Raw genomic sequence first — 19,099 nt, forward strand, 5'->3', positions numbered from 1 at the left:
TGACGAGGAAGCCCGCTCATGCTCTTCGATCCTTCAACAGCTGATTCGCACTTCACTCTCGGCGCCGGTGGGTCGTGGCAACCGCCACGCGTTGCCGTTGCCCGACGTGGATCTGCCGCTGATTTTTTGACGCTGCCCAGCGTCGCGGACGACGTCCCCGTCGATGCACGCGTGAAGTGGCGCGAGGACGTGTCGCTCGCGTCTCTCGTAACGAAGCACTTCCTGTATGGACCGCTGCGCGCGGCAGACGTAAGCGAGCCGGTCGACGCTGGCGATGCCTTCCAGCAGGCGTTCTTTGCCTGGGCAAGGCGTCACACAGGCCGGCTGGAGCGCATCACGGTTAAGCCGTGCCTGTTCGACAGCCACGCAGTGAGCGACATCCTGCGGTACACCGGCACGGCAAGCAATGACGAGGATCCTTCGCCACTGTTCTTCGCGCTGGAGTCACCGGAGGAATGGATCTGTTCGTTCGGGGCGACGACCGCGAAGTTGCGCGCCGCCCATCCGCTGCTGCTGCGAACCCTCATGTCGACTATCCACCGTGCGTCCATGCGCACGATCTGGCTGCGAACGCCGGACTGGTTCATGTACGAGTTCTCGTGCTGGTACTGGGACGGCGACGAAAGCATCACCGACGCGCATGCGGAGGAGATGCTTAAGGAACGGTTTGGCGAAGACGAGGAGGCGCGCAAGGCTTACCTGCCGTCGATCGTCAGACCCATGCTGGCTCCGCAAGACGCTGATGCTTCTGTTTTCTCGGGCGGCCGCTGGCGGCTTCGCCCGGCATTGACGGAAGAAGAACTGCTCGTGCTGCGTTCCAGAAGCAGCGGGACGGTTCGTCGTGTGTGTACTGAGCTGCTCCGGTTGAACCGCCTGATGCATGGCACACGGCGTCGCCGGCTCTTCAACGCGTGCTACGAGACCAACCCTGTGTACGCAGGATGCGGAATCGTCTACGACGGCAGCGAAATCATTGGCGACCTTCTCGACGCCCATTTTGATAGCGAGTCCCAGAGCGGTGAGGCCACGACTTATCACGGCTTTATCGCATTGGGCGACAACGCGCGCGCGATCCGTCGGCAGTACGCCGACTGGGAGCTCGCATTTTCCATTCTGAAGCGTCTTGACCGTCTGCTGGCGTTGGTGACGCACATCATCTAGGAGTTTTCTTATGTCTGGTATTTCAACTGGCCGCGCCGGTGCAGATGTTGCATTGCAGTCGGCGCTGCTGTTGTATGGCGCGAAGGACGACAGCACCGTGTTCGCAACGGCGCACCCGATCGCGTTGGTGAACGGGCGCCCCACGGTCGGCGCTGGTCGGCCGCTGCAACGCGATGCGCTGATTTCTGCGCTCACGAAACTGGCGGAGCACGCCGCGCCGAAGGCGGAGTTCCTTCCGCCGACGGTGTTAGGTGTCTCGCCGGCGGCAGTGACGTGGTGGTGCCCGGGCGGCATGCGCCGGGTGTTCTTCAAGTGCTCTAACCTTGGCGAGCGCTCTGCCGTCGTGCCGCATCCGGGGCTCGTATTCCAGGCGTCCAATCTGGGATTTCGCGTCTTCGCGCTCGCAGACGGCGAGAGGCCCACGGCGGGAACGAAGCTGTTCGAGCCGCCGTACTTCAACACGTGGGATCAGGGCGGTATCTGCATCGGAACGGCGCGTGTGCCCAAGCGCGTCGATATCGCATCGATTCCCCGCTGGGAAGCAGGGTTTTTCGAATCGGCTTTCACGCATCCGAACGCGGGCGGCAAGCGCCTGAGCTATACGGACGGTGAATACGCCTTCTGGCGTGACATGCTCGACGGGAAGTTCTGCGAGTCGTTTCCGCTGGAGTGCCTCGTGCCGACGAAATTCACGGTGCAGGCGCTGGTGAGCTGTCGCGTCGGAGGTACAGCATGAACGCACTGGACGCGGTACTGCAGAAATCGTTTCCGTCCGTGATGGTTCCGCGCAATGAGGCGGTGCCGCCGCTGATGGCCGCAGGCGAGCGGCTGCTGGTCGCCGCTAACGGAATCTGGCTGGAAGTGTTCCGTCCGTGGATCCGGGTGGTCCGCTGCGTTGCCCGTTACGACGTGCGCACGGCGATTCCGTACGGCCGCGTTGCCGAATTAACGGAACTGCTGTGCGGCGCTGTACCGGGAGCGCACGTGGCCGCGTTCTACCGGATGGCACGCGCTGCTTTGCCGAACGAAGCGGGGGCGTGGATCGTCTGGAACAACCACACACGGGAATTCCGGATCGTGCCGTTGCCTTCGTTGTCACATGGTCCCGGCCATCTCGTGTATGAGCGGCCGGTGCTGCGTGACGGCGAAAGCGTCGTGCTGGACTGTCATTCGCATGGCGCGGGCGCCGCGTATTTCTCGCGTACTGACAACGACGACGACCGGCATGATGTGAAACTGGCATTGGTGCTTGGACATTGCGACCGTGCACCATCGGTCGCGCTTCGACTGTGCGCCAAAGGGATATTCGAGAAGCATGACGGTATCCCCGGCACGTGGCAGGCGGCGCTGGATGCGGAGGTGACGGCATGAGTACAGCCATCAAACACCGCATTCCGCAACACATGCTCACGCAGCCCTGGCGGGTGGTTGTCGTTGGCGCTGGCGGCACCGGCAGTGCGTTGCTGCCGAGCCTGGCGCGCCTTCACCACGCAATGATCGAGCTGGGGCATCCGGGCGGGATCGAATGCACGGTCTACGACGATGACACCGTCAGCGAGACGAATGTCGGCCGGCAGGGGTTCTATCCGAACGATGTTGGCCAGTACAAGGCGTTGCTACTCGTGAACCGGTTGAACAACCTCATGGGTACGCGGTGGGTCGCCGAGGCGCGTCGCGTCGATTCCAGTGTCCGGCTTCACGCGGACCTTGTAATCGGGTGCGTTGACACGCGGCGTGCCCGCCATGCAATCGTGCAGTCTGCGAAGCGTGGCTCGTGCGGTTACTACCTCGACTGCGGCAATGAGACGGACCGCGGTCAGGTCATTCTCGGCGAGTTTGGAAAGGCACGGCATGACAGGCTGCCCCATGTGGGCGATCTGTTTCCCGACCTTCTGAATGCGAAGAATGACAAGGGCGACGACACGCCTTCCTGTTCGATGGCCGACGCACTGCGCAAGCAGTCGCTGGTCATCAACCAGGCGATTTCGGTGCAGGCGTTCAATCTGTTGTGGACGCTGTTTCGCACCGGGTCGCTGGACTGGTCGGCCGTTTTTGTGAACCTGGCAACCGGAAGAACGAATCCGGTTGCGACCGACACTGCTGCATGGGCGCGCTTCGGATACGAGGCGCCGAAACCGGTGGAAAAGAAGGCTCGCAGGAGCCGGAAAACATCCGCCGCACTCTGATATGCCGCTTCCTTCGGGAAGCGGCTTTTTTCACAGGAGAATCATGAAACATGCGATCGCTGATTGCCTCGCGCAACATGGCTGGCTTAAGGATCGGATTGTCGATGCCTTCGGTAAAACTTTTGAGACGGTGGTCGCGCCAAAACGTGCGAGCATCTGGCTGAAATTTGATCGCGAGTGCGATCGCTGGTGGCTTAAGGACGGCGACTTCACAAGTGCCGGCGAAAACGTACTGGCAGGTAGCTTTGCGATCTTTCCCATGGGCATGGCTCAGGACCAGATCGAGCAAACTGTCGCGGCACTTGTCTCCGCGATGGAACGCAGCATCGCGCAGGCGTACTCCGTTCGCCTGCTTGACCAGCAGCGATTCGCCCGTTAATACGACGCAGGCGCCGGAAGGGCCACGTTGAGGAGCTTGTAACCAGCGCCGCACCCAATAGGGGCGGCGCTATTTTTTTGCGTCGCTGCTGCCGTCGCAGGACCAGCAACTAATGTTGAAAGGGGGGGCGTTTTCCCGATGTTTCGGCGCTGCGTGCGCTATGGGTACGATTAGACTCACTCTATCACCCGCGCTTTTGCGCATCGACCGAACACTCTGGCTTGCCGGAGTGTGAATATCTTTGACTGGCCATTGCCAGTCTTAACGACGGGCCACACCCGTCTGTCACCCTGTTGGGAGCCATCCCAACGGGACCGGCTCCCTTTTTTCTGGAGCCATACCATGTCAAACCGAAACAACGCTGTTGCTTCGCTCAAACTTCTCTTCAGCATTTTTCTCGTTTCCGTGCTGTCCGCCTGCGCCGGTATCGACTTCGGTTCGCCGAATACATACCAGCGTTATGACGTCCAGTACAGCGGTACGGTTGAGGAGGGCACGGTTCTCCGCACTCGCGCGATCACGATCGAAGCCAGCCAGGATAACTCCGGGCTGACGTCGCTCATCAGCGCAGGCGTAGGTGCATTCCTCGGCTCACGCACCATTGGCAATGGCACCGGCCGCTACATCGCCGGCGCATTGTCTGGCGCTGCATCGGGTTTCGTCACGCAGAAGGTTTCGCAGGCGCTGTCGCATCACGCGGGCCTCGAAATCATCGTGCGCACGAGCACGGGACGCAACATTGTTGTCGCCCAACCGGACGACCAGCAGTTTGCGCCGGGCGATCACGTTCTGCTTATCTCCACCAACTCGGGTCTGCGCGTTACGCACTGACCCGTCATATCTCCTTCGCGCGCCGGCAGTCGCCGGCTCAATTCTTCATCGCGAGGTGTCCCGAAAGGGCACCTCGCTTTTTCTTTTTTGAGGTCCGTATGTTGAAAGTTCCCAAGGTGTTCTATGCCGACCGCCGTAGCGCGGGCGCGGCAACGGACGCCGCGATAACGGATCACGCGACGCGCATGTTGCGTCGCGTGGCTCGCGACTTGCGTTTGCGTCCTTCGGACCACGAGATCGTCACTGAATCGGCTCGGCGCAATCGCGGGTGCCGCGTCACGCTCCGTACTCCGGCTCTCATGCTGGAGGTCGCTGACACGCCGACACGCCACAAGGTCGCCGTGTCATTTCGCACCCGTCGCGGCCGCTCGGATCTGTCTGGCGGTGCTGACAATGCAGTTGGGCTCGACCAGCTGTCATCGCGTGAAGGATACGACGCGCTGCTCGCAGGCTTGCGGCTTGCCGCCGGTCTGGACAGCGAACGACGGTAGGGGGCGGGATGGAAATCGTCCAGGTTTTGATCGAGTTTCCCTCCGGTATGGTCGTATCCGACCGTGCCACGTACTTTCCGGAAGTCGGTCAGGTCCAGCCATCAGAAAGATTGTCGTTGCTGCTCCAACAACTGGCCGAAAGCGAGGCACCCCCAACGGTCACCATACTACTTGCGGGGGCGGAGGTTCGCGCCGACGTGCGAATTGACGGTAATTTCGAACTTCGCTCCAACGAAGTAGAAAATGCTGGGCGTCGGCCAACGGCGTTGCAACGGCTGTTCGGGCACGACTGGACCACGGATCAACGCCAGCAGTTCGGTCGGTTGTGTCATTCGTTCACTGTTGTGTCGTTGGTGGGCGCGGCGGGTATTCTCCATTCGACGAAGACCTGGTCCGCCGGCGAGCTTCTGACGGAGGCGGTGCTGATATTTGCCGTTGTGGTAACCTTCCTTTTAGGCATGAATTCCATGAACGGAGACTGACAATGAATCTAGGATTGTTCGTCCTTTTGCTGATGGCACCGATCCTGGTCTATGGTGGTTACATGACCAACCGGGGCCGTAAGCACGAGCGTGAACGGCGGCATCCTCGCGTTCCACGTTAAAGATATTTCCAGGGATCGGATCTCCGATCCAACATGCGTCAAAGGCCGCACCTTCGGTGCGGCCTTTTTTATTGCCATTTTTCTATGTATGAAACCCTTGATTTGCCGGTTGCATTGGCGGCCGCACCCTTTGAAACGCTCGGCGCGACCGGTGGCAGCGTTGTGGAGCAGATTTCCCGTGCATTGCGGCGTACGGAGATCGAGCCGGAGTGGGTTGCGCACGCGAATTTCATCGGCGCGGACTGCCCGGACCGGTTCGGCCTGCCGCCCTCGGCGCCGTGGCCTGTCGAGCAGTCAAACCGTCGTTTGACCCTCTCAGTCGAGCGCGGCAATTCGGAAGGCTGGATTATCCGGGTCGACCTGATTGAACTCTTGACTTCCTCTCCGGGCTAAACTCCGGAGATTCCTCCAGCGAGCGCCTGAAGTCCCAGGCGGACAATGTTCCGGGCCGCGTTCGTGTCGCGGTCGTGTAACGACCCGCACGAACAGCACGTCCACTGTCTTATTCCAAGTCCGGCCCTACCTTTCGGACTGCTCGCGGATATGACTCCGCAGCACGAGCACGTTTGGGTTGAAAACGCTTCGTTAACTTCTGCGAACACCACACATTGCCTGATGGCCTTGTACTTGAGTTGTGTCCGGAACGTGGTCCACGCGGCATCGTGTACGGACTTCGCCATACTCGTTTTTACCAGCGCTTTCGCGTTCACGTTGCCTACGAAGATTGCTGCATGTTTCTTCACCAGCGCCGACGTTTCCTTATGGATGGCGTCCTTGCGCTGGTTCGCGATTCTGGCGTGGATTGCCTTCACGCGTCGCTTCTTGCGAGCCCGCTGCGCGATACCAAGTGCCTGCTCAGACTCGCGATACCACTTCTTCGGCGCGAACTTCTCGCCGTTGCAGTAAGTCGCCATGGTCTTCAGGCCGAGGTCGATGCCGAGCACGGCTGAACCGTCCGGCACGCGTTTTTCTTCGACCTCCACCTTGACGGCGATGTTGACGTACCAGCGCCCGCGCGAGTCCTCGTTGAAGCTGCCCGCGCCAAGCTCGTACCCCGACAGGCCATAGGAGTCCCACAGGCCGATCTGGAGCCCGTTGAAGTGCAGTTGCCCGTTCTTGTACCTGATGCCTTCGCCCTTGAACGGGACCCATCCGAGCGAATACTTCGGCGACTTACGGTTGCTCACGCGCCAATTGAGCTTCTGGCGCCTGAACTGTTTGAGCCGCGTCGCAAATTCCTTGCACGTCTCCTGGACCGTTCGGGAATCGACGCGGACGCCTTCGCACCTGCTGAAGCCGGCGGTGAGCTTCTGAAGGTCGAACCCTGACAGCCAGACCTTAGGCCGGTTGCAGTAGCGCTTGAGACTGCGGTACTGGGTCTCGTTCGCGAAATTCCAAACCGTGTTCACGTCGCGCGCCATCGCAAGCATCGCCTTCGCGTGCTTGTCCTTGATACGCAGCTTCAGTGTCTTTACGGTTTCCATGCCCGTATAGTACGCTTGGTCTTCCAAACACGGCAAGAGGTAAGAATGGGGCGGCCACGCAATAACGATAGCGATTTGCGGCACGGACGGCACTGCGTCTTTGCCCTGCACGTTCACTTGGTCTTCGTGACAAAATATCGGCGCAACGTGTTCAGGAAGGAGCACCTTGAGGCGATGCAGGCCATCCTTGCCAGCGTATGCAAGGACTTCGAGGCCGAGTTGGTGGAGTTCAACGGCGAGCACGACCACGTCCATCTGCTGGTGAACTACCCGCCGAAGGTCGCACTATCAGCGCTCGTCGCATCGCTCAAGGGCGTGTCGAGCAGATTGCTGCGGCAGCAGTTTGGGGACTTTCATCCGTGGCTGAAGCGGCGCGGTGTGCTTTGGTCTCCGTCCTACTTCGCGGCGTCGTGCGGCGGGGCTCCGCTGGATATCCTGCGCCAGTACATTGAGCAGCAGCAGGCCCCACACTAACTACCAAATTCCCGGCTTACCCCGGACTGAACTCCGGGGCTTGCGCCGGCGCCTTGGTCACGCGAAGCAGTCGCTCACGGCGGAAAACATCGACACGATCGTTGCCGCGACGGCGGGCTTGCCTGAAACGGCAGGTTATATCGAGGTCGAAGATGCCTTGTTCGATGCGCAGATCGTGAACGCCGAGCCGTTGCCGGCAATGTTCGACACGCCTGTCGCAATCGGGCGGCCGGTCAACGACTTCGCAGCGAGGCTGCGCCAGTTGCAGGCGGACTCGCGGCGCGACAAGGCAGTGGATCGGACCGACATGGAGCGCGCGCAAGGCCGGATGAGTGCGCGCCGGCACAAGCTCGAATGCGAAATAGCGGTTCTCTCACACGGGCGCGAGTCGTACGAGTGGGCTAATCGCCTGGCTGCAGCCATCGAGGAACGCGGCATCGCGAAACTGCTGGACATTCTGGACACGACGGATGAGCGAAACCAGAGCAGCAAGCGGGCCGTCGAGGAGTTTCATGGCGTGAAGCTGCGCGGTGCCAAAGCGAAAGCGCGGCGCCGTGCTGTCTTCGCGTTGTGTGGCTTCGACGAACCGGCCCAGGCGCAATGGGAAAAGGCCGATGCCGATCGCGAGCTCCAAGAGCGCCGGGAGGATGAAGCTAGGCGCGCTAAGGAAGCGGCGCTTACGGCCCGCTACAAGCGCAACGACGGTGTGGTGATCGATGGCGTCAAGCACGTCGACGACGCGATCGCATCGGGCTTCAGCGAGATCCGCAACTGGCGCGCCGGTGCGATTCTTCAGTACGCACTTGTGAACCCGACGCTTAACGAGGGACGGCGCCTGCAGGCGAAGGACGGCACGCTCGCCTATGCGCGAGCGGTCCTCGAACGCCGTGCTGCGTAAGGGGAGGGCGTATGCGATTTGACCGTCAGGCTCGACCGGAAGGTTTCTCCTGGACGAGTCGCCGTCAGGCACTGTTCCTCAGTCGTGAGCAGCGACAGCGCGAAAAGCTGGCGCAAGCGTATCCACTGTTCAGCGACCAGCTTGAGCTTCCGCCCGCACGCACGCTCGACGAAGAGCAGGCGCGTCGCGAGAGGCTGTTCCTGCAGGCCGAGCAGCGAATGCGGGATCTGTACGCGCAGCAATGGCGGCGCACGCGTCGGGAGTACTTCGCGTGCACACTGGAGCAGCGGGCGCAGATCATGGAGGAATGGAGGCGCTGGCCAGGACCCGCAAGACCGTCCGCATTCTTCTACGTGATCGAGAAGCACAACGGTGTCGGTGAAGAAAAATCGCGCGTCTTTCGTGAACGCGAACGCGCGATGAAAGCTCGCATCGATGCGATGCTGTCGGCGCAGTCCTCGTTGTTGTTGTCCTGATTCGACATTTCTCTCTCACGAACCGGCGCTATGCGCCGGTTTTTTTTCGTCCGCGCTGAGATGGAACCTGAGTCGGGCGCGGTCTAAGGGGGGTGATTTTGTGCAGCATACGGACCTCTCCGGTAACGACGGCTGCATAAACTGTCCTTATCACCCGCGTCCCTGACGCATCGAACCGCCCCTGTGTGGGCAACAACTCTGCCCCGGGGAACGCGATCCCTATGGGCGATAGCCGGGGCACTTCCCAGTGAGAACCCCATGACTGTGCTGAACAGCGATTCAGAAACCGCTCGCATCCCGGTCGCACAGATCGAGACCGCGATCAATGTGTGGCGCAACCGCAATCCTTCGATGTTCGAAACGGATGTGCTGGTGCTGTGTGCCGAAGCACGTTGCCTTGCCAATCTCTACGGCAGGATGATTTTCCTTCGCGAGACCGACGTGCCCCGTGAAGCACTGAACGACGCGCAACTGGCCGCTCTGGCTGGCGCGCAGACGTAAGCTACTCCCCATTTTTTCGCGTCATCCGACGCATCGACCCGCCGCGATAGCGGCACATCTAACTCGCCCCACAGGGACCACGTCCCCTGGGGCGCTGGTTCGTGGGGCTTTTCTTTTCTGCGAGAACCCCATGAACGCACGTAATAACGCCGCCGCATCTATTGCAGTCGCCGATCAGGCACCTGCCAACCAGGTCACTGCAGCGCAGTTGACCGAACTGCTCACGGCCTATGTTCCGGAACGGTTGCCGGTGCTCATTACCGGGAGTCCGGGTATCGGCAAGAGCGATATCGTCGAACAGGTTGCGCGAGCAACCGGTCACGCTCTACTCATCAGCCATCCGGTGGTCGAGGATCCGACGGATTCGAAGGGGCTGCCGTTTCCGTCTGTCGACGGCACGACAGCGCGCCACCTGCCGTTTGGCGATCTTGAGGTGGCCGTCAACAGCAGCACGCCCCTGATCTGGTTTCTCGATGACCTGGGGCAGGCGTCGCCCGCGGTTCAGGCAGCAAAGATGCAGTTGCTGCTGGCGCGGCGTATCGGAACCCACGTCCTGCCGGATCACGTCACGTTCGTTGCTGCGTCTAACCGGCGCAATGACAACGCGGGCGTGACAGGCATTCTTGACCCCGTCATTTCGCGTTTCGCGACTGTCGTGCAACTGATTCCGACGATCCATGACTGGTCGGACTGGGCGGTGCGCCACAACGTACCCGCCGAGCTGATTGCGTTTCTACGGTTCAGGCCGGATCTGCTGTCCGTGCGCAAAACGACGCGAGACATCGAGAATTCGCCGAGCCCGCGCAGTTGGGGATTCGTCGGCAAGACGATGAACGTGGTTCCCAAGTCGCTCGAGTTGACCTCCTACGCCGGAACGGTGGGAGAGGGAGCGGCGACGGAGCTGCTTGCATTCCTCGGCATTTATCGCGAGTTGCCCTCGCCGGACGCGATCCTGCTGTCGCCTGACACGGCGCCCATTCCGGAAACACCGGCGGCGCTGTTCGCAACGACAACCGCGCTGGCAGCGCATGCAACCGAAGGCAACTTCGATCGTGTGCTGACCTACAACGACCGGCTCATTGACGCCGGACATCGCGAGTTCGGCGCACTGCTCGCGCGTGACGCCATCCGGCGCACGCCGACGTTGCAGAACACTCACGCGTTCATTCGTGCCCAGAGCGGTCCGCTCGGATCAATCATCCGCGGCTGATCGGCCGTCCTTTTCACGCTTCATCCGTTGTTCCTTGCCACGGCCCGCTTCGCGCGCGCCGTGGCTTTTTTCTTTCTGCCTCATCCATTCATCTATCTGTCGGAGTCATTCCATGAACATCACCAATATCAAGTCTAAAGTCATGCTGTCGTCGGTCACGATCTCGACCTGGCAGGCACGCTGTTTCGACGTCAAGGCGACCGAAGAAGTTGAGAAGTCGCACGAGACGAAGGGTATCGGCCGTTTCAACAAGCGTCTGATGCCTGAACATGCGCCGAGCTACAAGGAGGTGGTGTCGATCGGCAACCGCATCCGCTCGTACTACTATGACCACTCGCTCAAGTACGATCAGCTGGGCGTGCGCCTTCTGCCGACGATGGTCTATATGGACTTCTCGGACCATATGCGCAAGCTGAAGGACGAATTCGAACTGGCCGTGTCCGTATTCCTGACGGACTATCTGGACCTGAAGGAAAAGGCACGTGCTGAGCTGAACGGGCTGTTCAACGAGGCGGACTACCCGAGCCTCGCGCAGATGTCCGGGAAGTTCGGGATCAAGATGGCCGTGCTTCCGTTTCCGGACGCGAGCCAGTTTGGGATCGACCTGCCGGACGACGTTCTGTCAGCTTTGCGCACCGATATCGACCAGCACGTGCTGGCCAGTATCTCGACGGCCAACAACGATCTGGTCGGTCGCCTTTACGAAGCCACTTCGAAGCTTGCCGACCGGCTGTACGCGGAAGGCAATGTGCGGCTGGACGTGACCAATCAGGTGCGCGAACTGTGTGAGCTCCTGCCGAAGCTGAATTTCAGCAACGACCCGAAGCTCACGCACATCCTCGAGCAGGCAAAGAAGCACCTTGCAGTGCACACCGGAGCGGATCTGAAGGAGTCGCGAGTGCTGCGCTCGCAGGTGGCGGCAAAGGCCCAGGAAATCGAAGGCCTGATGGCGGCCTTCATGGGCAGCACGCCGGAGCCGATGATCGATCAGGAGCCGGCGACTCAGGACCAGACGCCGCTTCTGCGTCTGGTCGCGTGAGGTGGCTATGGACCCTCGTATCTCGAAGCAGCGTACCGCGCTTGTGCTGGACCAGCCGTTTTTCGGGGCACTGGCGCTGCGGCTCAAGGTGGTCGAAGATCCGACGTGCAAGACGTTCTGGACCGACTCGGTTTCGATCGGCTACAACCCTGCGTTTCTATCGCAGCTGAACGATCTTCAGACGCGCGGGGTTCTGGCGCACGAAGTGCTGCACGTGGCCGGTGGCCACTGCTGGCGCCAGGGCGATCGTGACCCGGATCTCTGGAACGACGCGTGCGACTACGCGATCAATCCAATCATCATCGATGCGGGCATGCAGTTGCCCAAGGGTGTGTTGATTGACGCGCGCTTTACTGGCAAGTCGGCCGAGGAGATCTACGGCATCCTCGCGCAGGAGAAACGGAGCAGGGAGAAGCAACGGCAGGTGCAGCAAGGTAACGGGCAGAAGGGTAGTGGCACACCGGCAGGGGAGTCTGGCTCGCAGCCAGGCGTCCCGAACGGGGGCAGCAGCCCGCCGCAATCCGCGAACGGCGCGAACACACCGTCCGCAAACCCTGACCCAGGTGCTTCGCCACCTTCTCCCGAGAGCTCTTTCTCGTGTGGCGAGGTCCGTCAGTATGTTGCGGATGATCGTGCAAGGCAGGAGGCCGAGTGGAAGGTTGCCGTGCATCAGGCCGCGAAGGCGGCCCAGATGCGCGGCGGCATGCCGGGTGCCCTGCAGGGGATGATCGCGCAGGCGGTCGAGCCTGCCGTCGACTGGCGACCGATCCTGCATCGCTTCGCGCAGGATTCGTCGCCGACGGACTACAGCTACGTGATGCCGAATCGCCGTTATCTGCACCTGGGTTTGTATCTGCCCTCGCTGCATGAACGGGCGGTTGGCGACGCGGTGTTTGTCCGCGATTCAAGCGGCTCGGTATGGGACGAAACGCAGGCACAGTTCGCAGCGGAAATAATCGCTGTAAATGACGGCGTGCGGCCGCGACGGCTGATCGTGATGGATTGCGATACGTGTGTGACACAGTTGCAGGTCTTTGAGCGCGGCGACGCGGTCGATTTCGAACTGCAACCTGTTCGCGGCGGTGGCGGCACTTCGTTTGTTGAGCCGTTCAGGCGGCTCGCAGAGGAGGGCATTCACCCGGCATTTCTTGTGTATCTCACCGACATGGACGGCCGCTTTCCCGATGAGGCTCCGTCGTATCCCGTCCTGTGGGCGTCGACGACGCCGCTGAAACGGGCGAGGAAGGCGCCATTCGGTGAGACGGTTGAAGTGATTTGCTGATGGCGGAACACGCGCCTTTTTCCCTGAAACCCACGCCCGGCATTTGCCGGGCTTTTTTTTCCCCCGCCGATACGACCAACCGGAAAAGCCGGCGTGCGCGAACTGCGAGTTTGCGCGCGCAAACATCCCATATCGAAAGGGCGCTTGTGTTTAAAAACAGAGGGTTAAGTCACTGTGGCCGGAGCACCGGTGTCTGAACCGGTTCAGACACCTTTTGCGAAAAATGTCCGAATAAGACCGCAAAGCCAGACGCGAGCGCGGATTTATCGCAGTGTGCGAATAAATCAGCCAGGAAAAGTCCGCACAACCTAAGAAAAACCTGGCAACCAAGCATCGAAATTGCAGCGAGCGTTTGACCTCACAATCTGGTCCAACCGGCGCTGTTCTTCCGCGTACCGATCAGGCCTGATGGAACCCGTCTCCTGACCGGAACCGCGTTAGCCGCTCATGGGCGTTGGCGATCGCAGCAAGGGGCGCGCGACGAAGCTGCGCGTCATAGGTTGTCGCAATCACCGCGAACTGGGCAAATCCGTGATCGTCCAGAGACCACTCACCGCACTCGCGGCCACGATCCGACGCAGCGACGATGACCGTCTCGGCCGAGCGCATCTGTTCGAACGTCGCCTCTCCGTATCCAGCTTCGGCGAGCAACCCGGTCAGGATCATGGCCTGACAAAGGGTCTGCGCAGCAAGCGCGTTTCCCTGCCGGCGCCGCATGGCGTCGAGCGCGATATGAACCTCCAGACACAGCCGGTCTGCTTCGTTGCGGGGCATGGGCAGCAAAAGGATCTTGTTTCGTCGGGCACGCACTGCCTGCGCGCTATTTCCAAATCGGGCTGTTCTTGCCATTCGCGGTGGGGATGATGTCTGGAGAGCGGAACAAAGATGCTATATCAACGAAGCAGACTCGGGGCTGGGCAGAAAGCTACCTGATTTTCAGCAGCTTTCCGGGCTGGGTGTCTGAACCGGCTAAACCGTCGTCCGGTGTTCGTATGCCCGGCGTACGACGGCAGGACATGTTCCCGCCTACGCGCACGATGAGCGAGCGCGAAAGCTCATCGATTTGATCCTCCTTTTGGACTGCCACCGGCATAGACAGCCGGAACAATAGCTGCATGTCCGAAGCTACCGAAAATCCGCTGCTCAAGATCCGCCCGCTCGAAGAGAGCGCGGTGCAGGTCTTCTTTGAATCGATGGCCCCGTTGCGCGCACATTTCGAAGCGCCCGATGTCGCCGAAATCATGGTCAACAACTTCAATAATGTCTGGGTCGAACGGCGCGGCGAGATGCATCGGCTCGACCTTACGCTCAACCAGGCGACGCTCAACGGCGCAATCCTGTCGCTTGCGTCGTCGGTTGAAAAGTCGGCGAGGGCCGGCACGTCACAGGGCATCATCAACGCGGGCCACAAGGGTCTGCGTATTGCCGCAGTCATGCGGCCGACTGCCATCGACGGTCACGCACTGTCTATCCGCAAGCACAGCGAACGTCATCTGGATCTGACCGACTACGTGGCAATGGGTGCGTTCTCGCGGGTCCATGCGCGGCAGGAGGATCACGACGAACAGATCTTCGCGCCGGGCATCGAAAACGACGAGTTGATGCAGGCCGTCCGCGAGCTGGTGGTACGTCGCAAGAACGTGCTGGTGGCCGGCGGCACCTCGACCGGTAAAACGACCTTTCTTAACGCCCTGGCCGCGCAGGTTCCCGCCGATCAGCGAGTGATCACCATCGAAGACACGATGGAACTGAAGCTGCGCGCGCCGAACCTCGTTCGCTTCCTTTCCAACCCGGACAAAGGGGTGACAACCGAGGCGCTCGTCGCGCTGTGCCTGCGCTTTCGTCCCGACCGGATCATCGTCGGCGAAGTGCGCAGCGGTGAAGCGTTCCACTTCATTCAGGCGCTGAGCACGGGGCACGACGGCGGCCTCGGGTCAATCCACTCGAACGACGCACGCGGTGGCCTGAGCCGTCTTGAAAGCCTCGCGATGCTGGGCATTCCTCCCGGCAGCCGGTGGGACCTTGCCGATATGCGCAAGGCCATCGCCGACTGCTTCCACTACGTCATCCATCTGCGCCGTACCGGCGAGCTGCGTCACGTTTCCGAGATCATCCAGATCAAGGGGTTCAAGGATGGGGACTACGTCCTCAACCGTGTTTTTTAAATGCAACCGGAGCTGAAATTGAAGAAGTCCATTAACGCAATCCAATCGCGCATGCGCCAGAAGGCGGCGAGCGCGTTCCGGCGCTTCCTGTCGCGCCGGGAAATCCGCTCAACGCTGGTCGCCGCAGGCCTCGCCTCATTCGCGCCGCTCGCAAGCGCGGTTGACCTGACGGACCTTGGCTCGGCAACGGACCTTATCTGTCTGATCCAGGCCTACATCAGCGGCCCGTGGCTCTACGGCATCGGCATCGTGCTGATCATCGTTGGCGCAATCGCCATCGCCAACTCGGAGAGCACGATTGGCAAGATCATTTCTTCGGTGTTCGTTGGCCTCGGCATCGCCGCGTGTGCCGTGAACATCGTGAAGAATCACATGCACCTGTCCAATGTCTGCACGTAAGCAAACCACGGTCAGCCGCGGGTTGTCGCTGCCTCGCCAGATGGGCGGGGCGGACCGGGCTCTTGCGATCCTGAACGGCACGATGACGCTGCTGCTCTGCTACTCAAGCATGACACCGACATTCCTCGTCATTGGTATCGGCGTTCACTGGCTGCTGCGCTGGAAGAGCAATCGCGATCCGTGGTGGCGCGACGTGATGCTCGTCTACAACCACTATCCGGACATGCATGAGCCGCTACCGTCGTCACGGTTTTCGGCACGGTTCAAACGGCCCTACGGGTTCGATCAGGATCTTCCATGCTAAAAAGAAAGCTTATCCGGCGGCCGGTGCAGGAAATTGCGCCCTGGGCGACGATGGTTACGCCCGAGCTCGTCCTTGACAAGGACGGGTCGCTCCTTACGTCGTTCACCTTCGCCGGCGTCGACGCGGACTCGCCCAATGCAGACGACATTTCGGCGGTCCGCACCAACCTCGATAACGCTTGCAAGAACTTCGATCACCGGGTGACGGCGTGGTGGCGCCTGTCGCACCGGCGCGTGCGCGGCGCGATCGACGGCGCGTTCACTGCGAACATCGATGCTTACGTCGACGAGATCAACCGCCGGCACGTGAGCAGCGGCAAGTACTTCCGCAACATGCACTCGCTGTCGCTCGCGTATACGCCTGAGACCGGCATCAACAAGGTGTTCGACAAGATCGCCTACCACATGACCGTCGGCGGCAAATCAATGTTCCAGGCCATCATCGAAACGGCCAAGGACATGATGTTCGCCCGCAGTGCGTTTGTTTTTGACCTTGAGCGTATGACGGCGGACATCAAACGCTTCGAGTCCATCCTCGACGCCTTCAAGGGCGGTGTTACCCGGATGAAGATGAAACGCCTGGAGTTGCAGAACGCGCTCGCGTATCTGCACCAGACGGCGAATCCATCGGTTCCGCCGCGCCGCGTTCGCTATCCCGTCACGATGCTCGACACCCATTTGACGGAATCGACCGTGACCTACGGTGCCGAGCATCTGCAGTTTGAATCCGCCTACGGCACCCGTTTCGCGAAGATCGTCGCCGTGAAGGAATGGATGGGCTTTCAAGAAGCGGCGCTGGACGTGCTCTCGGAGGTCGATGCGGAGCTCGACGTTTGCGTGATGTTCCGGTTCCTGGATACGAGCAAGGCCAAGCAGTACATCGAAAAGATCCGTAGCTTTTACAAGATCGCGGCGTTCAACCCCTGGGCGATCATCAAGGCGTTCTTCTCGAAGGAAGAACAGAAGAACGACAAGGGCCGCATGCTGCTTGCTGAAGAAGCGGAAGATGCGCTGGCGAAACTCACGGCGCAGGGGCAGCAGTACGGCTTCGCGAACATCTCGGTGATCGTCTACGGTGAGACGATGCAGGAATGCGACGATGCGACGCGCGAAGTCGTCGGCCGCATTGGCAACGCAGGCTTTGGCGTCGTGCTCGAGCGCGACAATCTTGCCGCAGCATGGAACACGACACTTCCCGGCCGGTGGGACAAGCAGAAGCGGCTGCAGTTTGTCGAGACGCCCGCCGTGTCCGACATCGCGCCCGTGCGAAGCGTGGCTGAAGGCAGCGCGGTCAACGCGTGGCTCACGCAGCAGTCGGGCCAGAAGACCGGACCGCTCACGCTGCTGCCCACGCGTCACAAGACGTTGCAGCGGGTGAACCTGCACCGTCCAGGCGGCGCCTCGCACCTGCTGGTGCTGGGGCCGATCGGCATGGGCAAGTCGATCATGCTCAACTTCCTGATGTCGCAGACGGGCCGCCATGGCGCGCGCCGGGTGCGCTTCGACAAGGACCGCTCGACGCGCATTCCCACGGTACTGGCAGGCGGCCGCTTCATCGATGCGACGGGCCGCTTTGAAGCGGCGACGTCGGTAAATCCGCTCTCGCTTCTGCACGACAGCAAACACTACCCGTATGTCGCCGAGTGGGTGCAGATGGCGATTGAGGACGACACATTCCGTTGCACCAAGCCGCAGGAGCGCGAGATTTTTGAGGCGGTGGTGACGCTCGGAGATGGCTACGGTCCTGAACTCTGGACGCTTTCCCATCTGAACACGCTGCTGCCGATCGAGTTGCGGGACCGCCTCGCGGTCTGGACCAAGGGCGAAAAGAACGGCCGGTTCTTTGACCACGCCGAAGACGCGTTTGCGCTGTCGGACGACCTGTCGATTGAGATGGGCGATCTGTTCCAGAACTTCCCCGTTGCGGCGGCACTGTTCATGGACTACGCCTTCTACCGGATCGCGCAGTGGCTGGACGGAAAACGGTACACCGTGATCGAAGTGGAGGAGGCTGGGTTCTTCTTCCAGAACGAGCGCTTCTACAAGCGTCTTGAGATCTGGGCTGTGACGATCCGGAAGCTGAATGCCACGCTGATGATGGCGACGCAATCGCTCGCGCAGGTCGCGCGCATAGCGGATTTTGAGGTGCTCAAGGAAAACATCCCGAACATCATCTATCTGCCCAATCCGGACGCGAAAAACAACCTGCACCTGTACCGCGACAAGTTCGGCCTGACGCTCGATCAGATCCAGATGATCGCCGACGCGGCACCCAACCGGGACTACCTGTGGGTCACGCCTGACCAGACCCGCATGCTGCAGGCGAGTTTCCCGAAAGAAACGCTCGCCGTTCTGCGCTCCGACGGCCGCGCACAGGCCGTCCTCGACAGGCACTACACGTCAGGCGCGGCCAGGTGGGCCGAGGCCTATCTCGCTGAAATGATGACGCTCGATTGATACCGAAGGAAACAATGGAATGAAAACGAACCTCGCGCGGCTTGTCCTGATGGCGGGTATGACCTTCTGCGTGTCGCACGCCGCGTACGCGCAGTGGGTGGTCATTGACCCGTCGAACCTGATCCAGAACACGATCACGGCCCTCAAGGCAGTGAAGACCGAGGTCTATCAGGACAGCAACATCGCCTACCAGTACCAGATGATGGCGAATCAGCTGCTGCAGGCGACGAATCTGGACCCGGCGGCCATGAAGGCGCAGTACGACCAGATCACGGGCGATATCGACAGCTACAAGAAGCTGGCCAGTACGGCGACAGACCTGTACGGCGACCTGCAGGACGGCAACCAGTGGCTTTCGCACGTGCAGACGCTGATTTCCCGCTCGGGCAAATCGAATGCGCAGTGGTTCGCCGACATGGCAACGCTCTACAACCAGCGCGACAAGCAGGCCACGCAGCTGATGCAGACGGGCAACAACGTCATGCAGCATATCCAGACGCTCTCGAAGCGGCGTCAGGACCTCCAGTCGCAGATGTCGCTGACACCGACCGCGCAGGCGACCGCCGAGCTGACCACGCATTACCTCGACATCGTGTCCAGCCAGATGAGCGATCTGCTGCAGATGACAGCAGGCAAGGCGCAGAAGGATGCGCAGCAGCAGACGGCGAATAACGCGGACGAAAAGCAGCGCGCGGCGAATGCCAAGGACTTCCTGGACCAGCAGGACGCCGAGCGCGCAGCGTACGGCGTCAAGTAGAG

The 19,099-nt window shown here is 60.9% G+C and carries 23 protein-coding genes; 21 read left to right on the forward strand and 2 right to left on the reverse strand.

Features of this window, described 5'->3' with window-relative positions:
- The first annotated feature begins 126 nt into the window (after positions 1 to 126).
- From P3T25_RS28115 to P3T25_RS28155, 9 genes are all read left to right on the forward strand, one after another.
- Positions 127 to 1,161, forward strand: a complete 1,035-nt coding sequence (locus tag P3T25_RS28115) for a PRTRC system protein F (RefSeq protein WP_429360022.1) — start codon at positions 127 to 129, stop codon at positions 1,159 to 1,161.
- 10 nt (positions 1,162 to 1,171) lie between these two features.
- A complete protein-coding gene (locus P3T25_RS28120) occupies positions 1,172 to 1,897 on the forward strand; it encodes a PRTRC system protein B (protein ID WP_429360024.1) in 726 nt (241 codons plus the stop codon).
- On the forward strand, positions 1,894 to 2,532 hold the full coding sequence (locus P3T25_RS28125) for a PRTRC system protein A (protein ID WP_429360026.1): 639 nt from the start codon (positions 1,894 to 1,896) through the stop codon (positions 2,530 to 2,532). The genes P3T25_RS28120 and P3T25_RS28125 overlap by 4 nt, the downstream gene beginning before the upstream one ends.
- Positions 2,529 to 3,347, forward strand: coding sequence for a PRTRC system ThiF family protein (locus P3T25_RS28130; RefSeq protein ID WP_429360028.1), 819 nt, complete (start codon positions 2,529 to 2,531; stop codon positions 3,345 to 3,347). The genes P3T25_RS28125 and P3T25_RS28130 overlap by 4 nt, the downstream gene beginning before the upstream one ends.
- A gap of 43 nt (positions 3,348 to 3,390) precedes the next feature.
- Positions 3,391 to 3,726: a hypothetical protein gene (locus P3T25_RS28135; RefSeq protein WP_429360030.1), complete on the forward strand. Its 336-nt coding sequence runs from the start codon at positions 3,391 to 3,393 to the stop codon at positions 3,724 to 3,726.
- Between the two features lie 342 nt (positions 3,727 to 4,068).
- The gene (locus P3T25_RS28140; protein ID WP_429360032.1) at positions 4,069 to 4,557 is read left to right on the forward strand and encodes a glycine zipper 2TM domain-containing protein; all 489 of its coding nucleotides are present in this window, start codon (positions 4,069 to 4,071) and stop codon (positions 4,555 to 4,557) included.
- 98 nt (positions 4,558 to 4,655) lie between these two features.
- Entirely contained in the window at positions 4,656 to 5,048 is a 393-nt protein-coding gene (locus P3T25_RS28145) for a hypothetical protein (protein ID WP_429360034.1), read from the forward strand.
- An 8-nt stretch (positions 5,049 to 5,056) separates the two neighbouring features.
- Complete coding sequence (locus tag P3T25_RS28150) at positions 5,057 to 5,530, forward strand: hypothetical protein (RefSeq protein WP_429360036.1); 474 nt, start codon at positions 5,057 to 5,059, stop codon at positions 5,528 to 5,530.
- A 206-nt stretch (positions 5,531 to 5,736) separates the two neighbouring features.
- The gene (locus P3T25_RS28155; protein ID WP_429360038.1) at positions 5,737 to 6,045 is read left to right on the forward strand and encodes a hypothetical protein; all 309 of its coding nucleotides are present in this window, start codon (positions 5,737 to 5,739) and stop codon (positions 6,043 to 6,045) included.
- Here the strand turns inward: P3T25_RS28155 and P3T25_RS28160 are convergent.
- A complete protein-coding gene (locus tag P3T25_RS28160) occupies positions 6,042 to 7,136 on the reverse strand; it encodes an RNA-guided endonuclease InsQ/TnpB family protein (RefSeq protein WP_429360040.1) in 1,095 nt (364 codons plus the stop codon). The two genes, P3T25_RS28155 and P3T25_RS28160, sit on opposite strands and share 4 nt — an antisense overlap.
- Positions 7,137 to 7,181: 45 nt before the next feature.
- On the opposite strand from P3T25_RS28160, the gene tnpA reads away from it, so the two are divergent.
- The 7 genes from tnpA to P3T25_RS28195 all read left to right on the forward strand — a co-directional run bounded on the left by tnpA (position 7,182) and on the right by P3T25_RS28195 (position 13,016).
- On the forward strand, positions 7,182 to 7,610 hold the full coding sequence (gene tnpA / locus P3T25_RS28165) for an IS200/IS605 family transposase (RefSeq protein ID WP_429360042.1): 429 nt from the start codon (positions 7,182 to 7,184) through the stop codon (positions 7,608 to 7,610).
- A 40-nt stretch (positions 7,611 to 7,650) separates the two neighbouring features.
- Entirely contained in the window at positions 7,651 to 8,508 is an 858-nt protein-coding gene (locus P3T25_RS28170) for a hypothetical protein (RefSeq protein ID WP_429360044.1), read from the forward strand.
- An 11-nt stretch (positions 8,509 to 8,519) separates the two neighbouring features.
- A complete protein-coding gene (locus P3T25_RS28175) occupies positions 8,520 to 8,984 on the forward strand; it encodes a hypothetical protein (RefSeq protein ID WP_429360046.1) in 465 nt (154 codons plus the stop codon).
- A gap of 258 nt (positions 8,985 to 9,242) precedes the next feature.
- Positions 9,243 to 9,485: a DUF3717 domain-containing protein gene (locus tag P3T25_RS28180; protein WP_429360048.1), complete on the forward strand. Its 243-nt coding sequence runs from the start codon at positions 9,243 to 9,245 to the stop codon at positions 9,483 to 9,485.
- A 130-nt stretch (positions 9,486 to 9,615) separates the two neighbouring features.
- Positions 9,616 to 10,695 (forward strand): ATP-binding protein, encoded by a 1,080-nt coding sequence (locus P3T25_RS28185; protein WP_429360050.1) that lies wholly within the window; start codon positions 9,616 to 9,618, stop codon positions 10,693 to 10,695.
- Positions 10,696 to 10,807: 112 nt separating this feature from the next.
- Positions 10,808 to 11,734: a hypothetical protein gene (locus P3T25_RS28190; protein WP_429360052.1), complete on the forward strand. Its 927-nt coding sequence runs from the start codon at positions 10,808 to 10,810 to the stop codon at positions 11,732 to 11,734.
- A gap of 7 nt (positions 11,735 to 11,741) precedes the next feature.
- Positions 11,742 to 13,016, forward strand: coding sequence for a vWA domain-containing protein (locus P3T25_RS28195; RefSeq protein ID WP_429360054.1), 1,275 nt, complete (start codon positions 11,742 to 11,744; stop codon positions 13,014 to 13,016).
- Between the two features lie 399 nt (positions 13,017 to 13,415).
- On the opposite strand, the gene P3T25_RS28200 is transcribed toward P3T25_RS28195, so the two are convergent.
- On the reverse strand, positions 13,416 to 13,865 hold the full coding sequence (locus P3T25_RS28200; RefSeq protein WP_429360056.1) for a hypothetical protein: 450 nt from the start codon (positions 13,863 to 13,865) through the stop codon (positions 13,416 to 13,418).
- Positions 13,866 to 14,131: 266 nt separating this feature from the next.
- Here P3T25_RS28200 and P3T25_RS28205 point away from each other — a divergent pair, with 266 nt between their 5' ends.
- The 5 genes from P3T25_RS28205 to P3T25_RS28225 are packed head-to-tail and all read left to right on the forward strand — an operon-like array spanning position 14,132 to position 19,097.
- Positions 14,132 to 15,181: a CpaF family protein gene (locus P3T25_RS28205; protein WP_429360058.1), complete on the forward strand. Its 1,050-nt coding sequence runs from the start codon at positions 14,132 to 14,134 to the stop codon at positions 15,179 to 15,181.
- Positions 15,182 to 15,199: 18 nt separating this feature from the next.
- On the forward strand, positions 15,200 to 15,580 hold the full coding sequence (locus P3T25_RS28210) for a TrbC/VirB2 family protein (RefSeq protein WP_429360060.1): 381 nt from the start codon (positions 15,200 to 15,202) through the stop codon (positions 15,578 to 15,580).
- 40 nt (positions 15,581 to 15,620) lie between these two features.
- Complete coding sequence (locus tag P3T25_RS28215; RefSeq protein WP_234480896.1) at positions 15,621 to 15,884, forward strand: conjugal transfer protein; 264 nt, start codon at positions 15,621 to 15,623, stop codon at positions 15,882 to 15,884.
- Entirely contained in the window at positions 15,878 to 18,340 is a 2,463-nt protein-coding gene (locus P3T25_RS28220) for a VirB4 family type IV secretion system protein (RefSeq protein WP_429360062.1), read from the forward strand. The genes P3T25_RS28215 and P3T25_RS28220 overlap by 7 nt, the downstream gene beginning before the upstream one ends.
- Before the next feature lie 19 nt (positions 18,341 to 18,359).
- On the forward strand, positions 18,360 to 19,097 hold the full coding sequence (locus P3T25_RS28225; RefSeq protein ID WP_429360064.1) for a DUF4141 domain-containing protein: 738 nt from the start codon (positions 18,360 to 18,362) through the stop codon (positions 19,095 to 19,097).
- Positions 19,098 to 19,099 lie beyond the last annotated feature (2 nt).

It is taken from the genome of Paraburkholderia sp. GAS32, assembly GCF_050434225.1.
Taxonomy (GTDB): Bacteria; Pseudomonadota; Gammaproteobacteria; order Burkholderiales; family Burkholderiaceae; genus Paraburkholderia; species Paraburkholderia madseniana.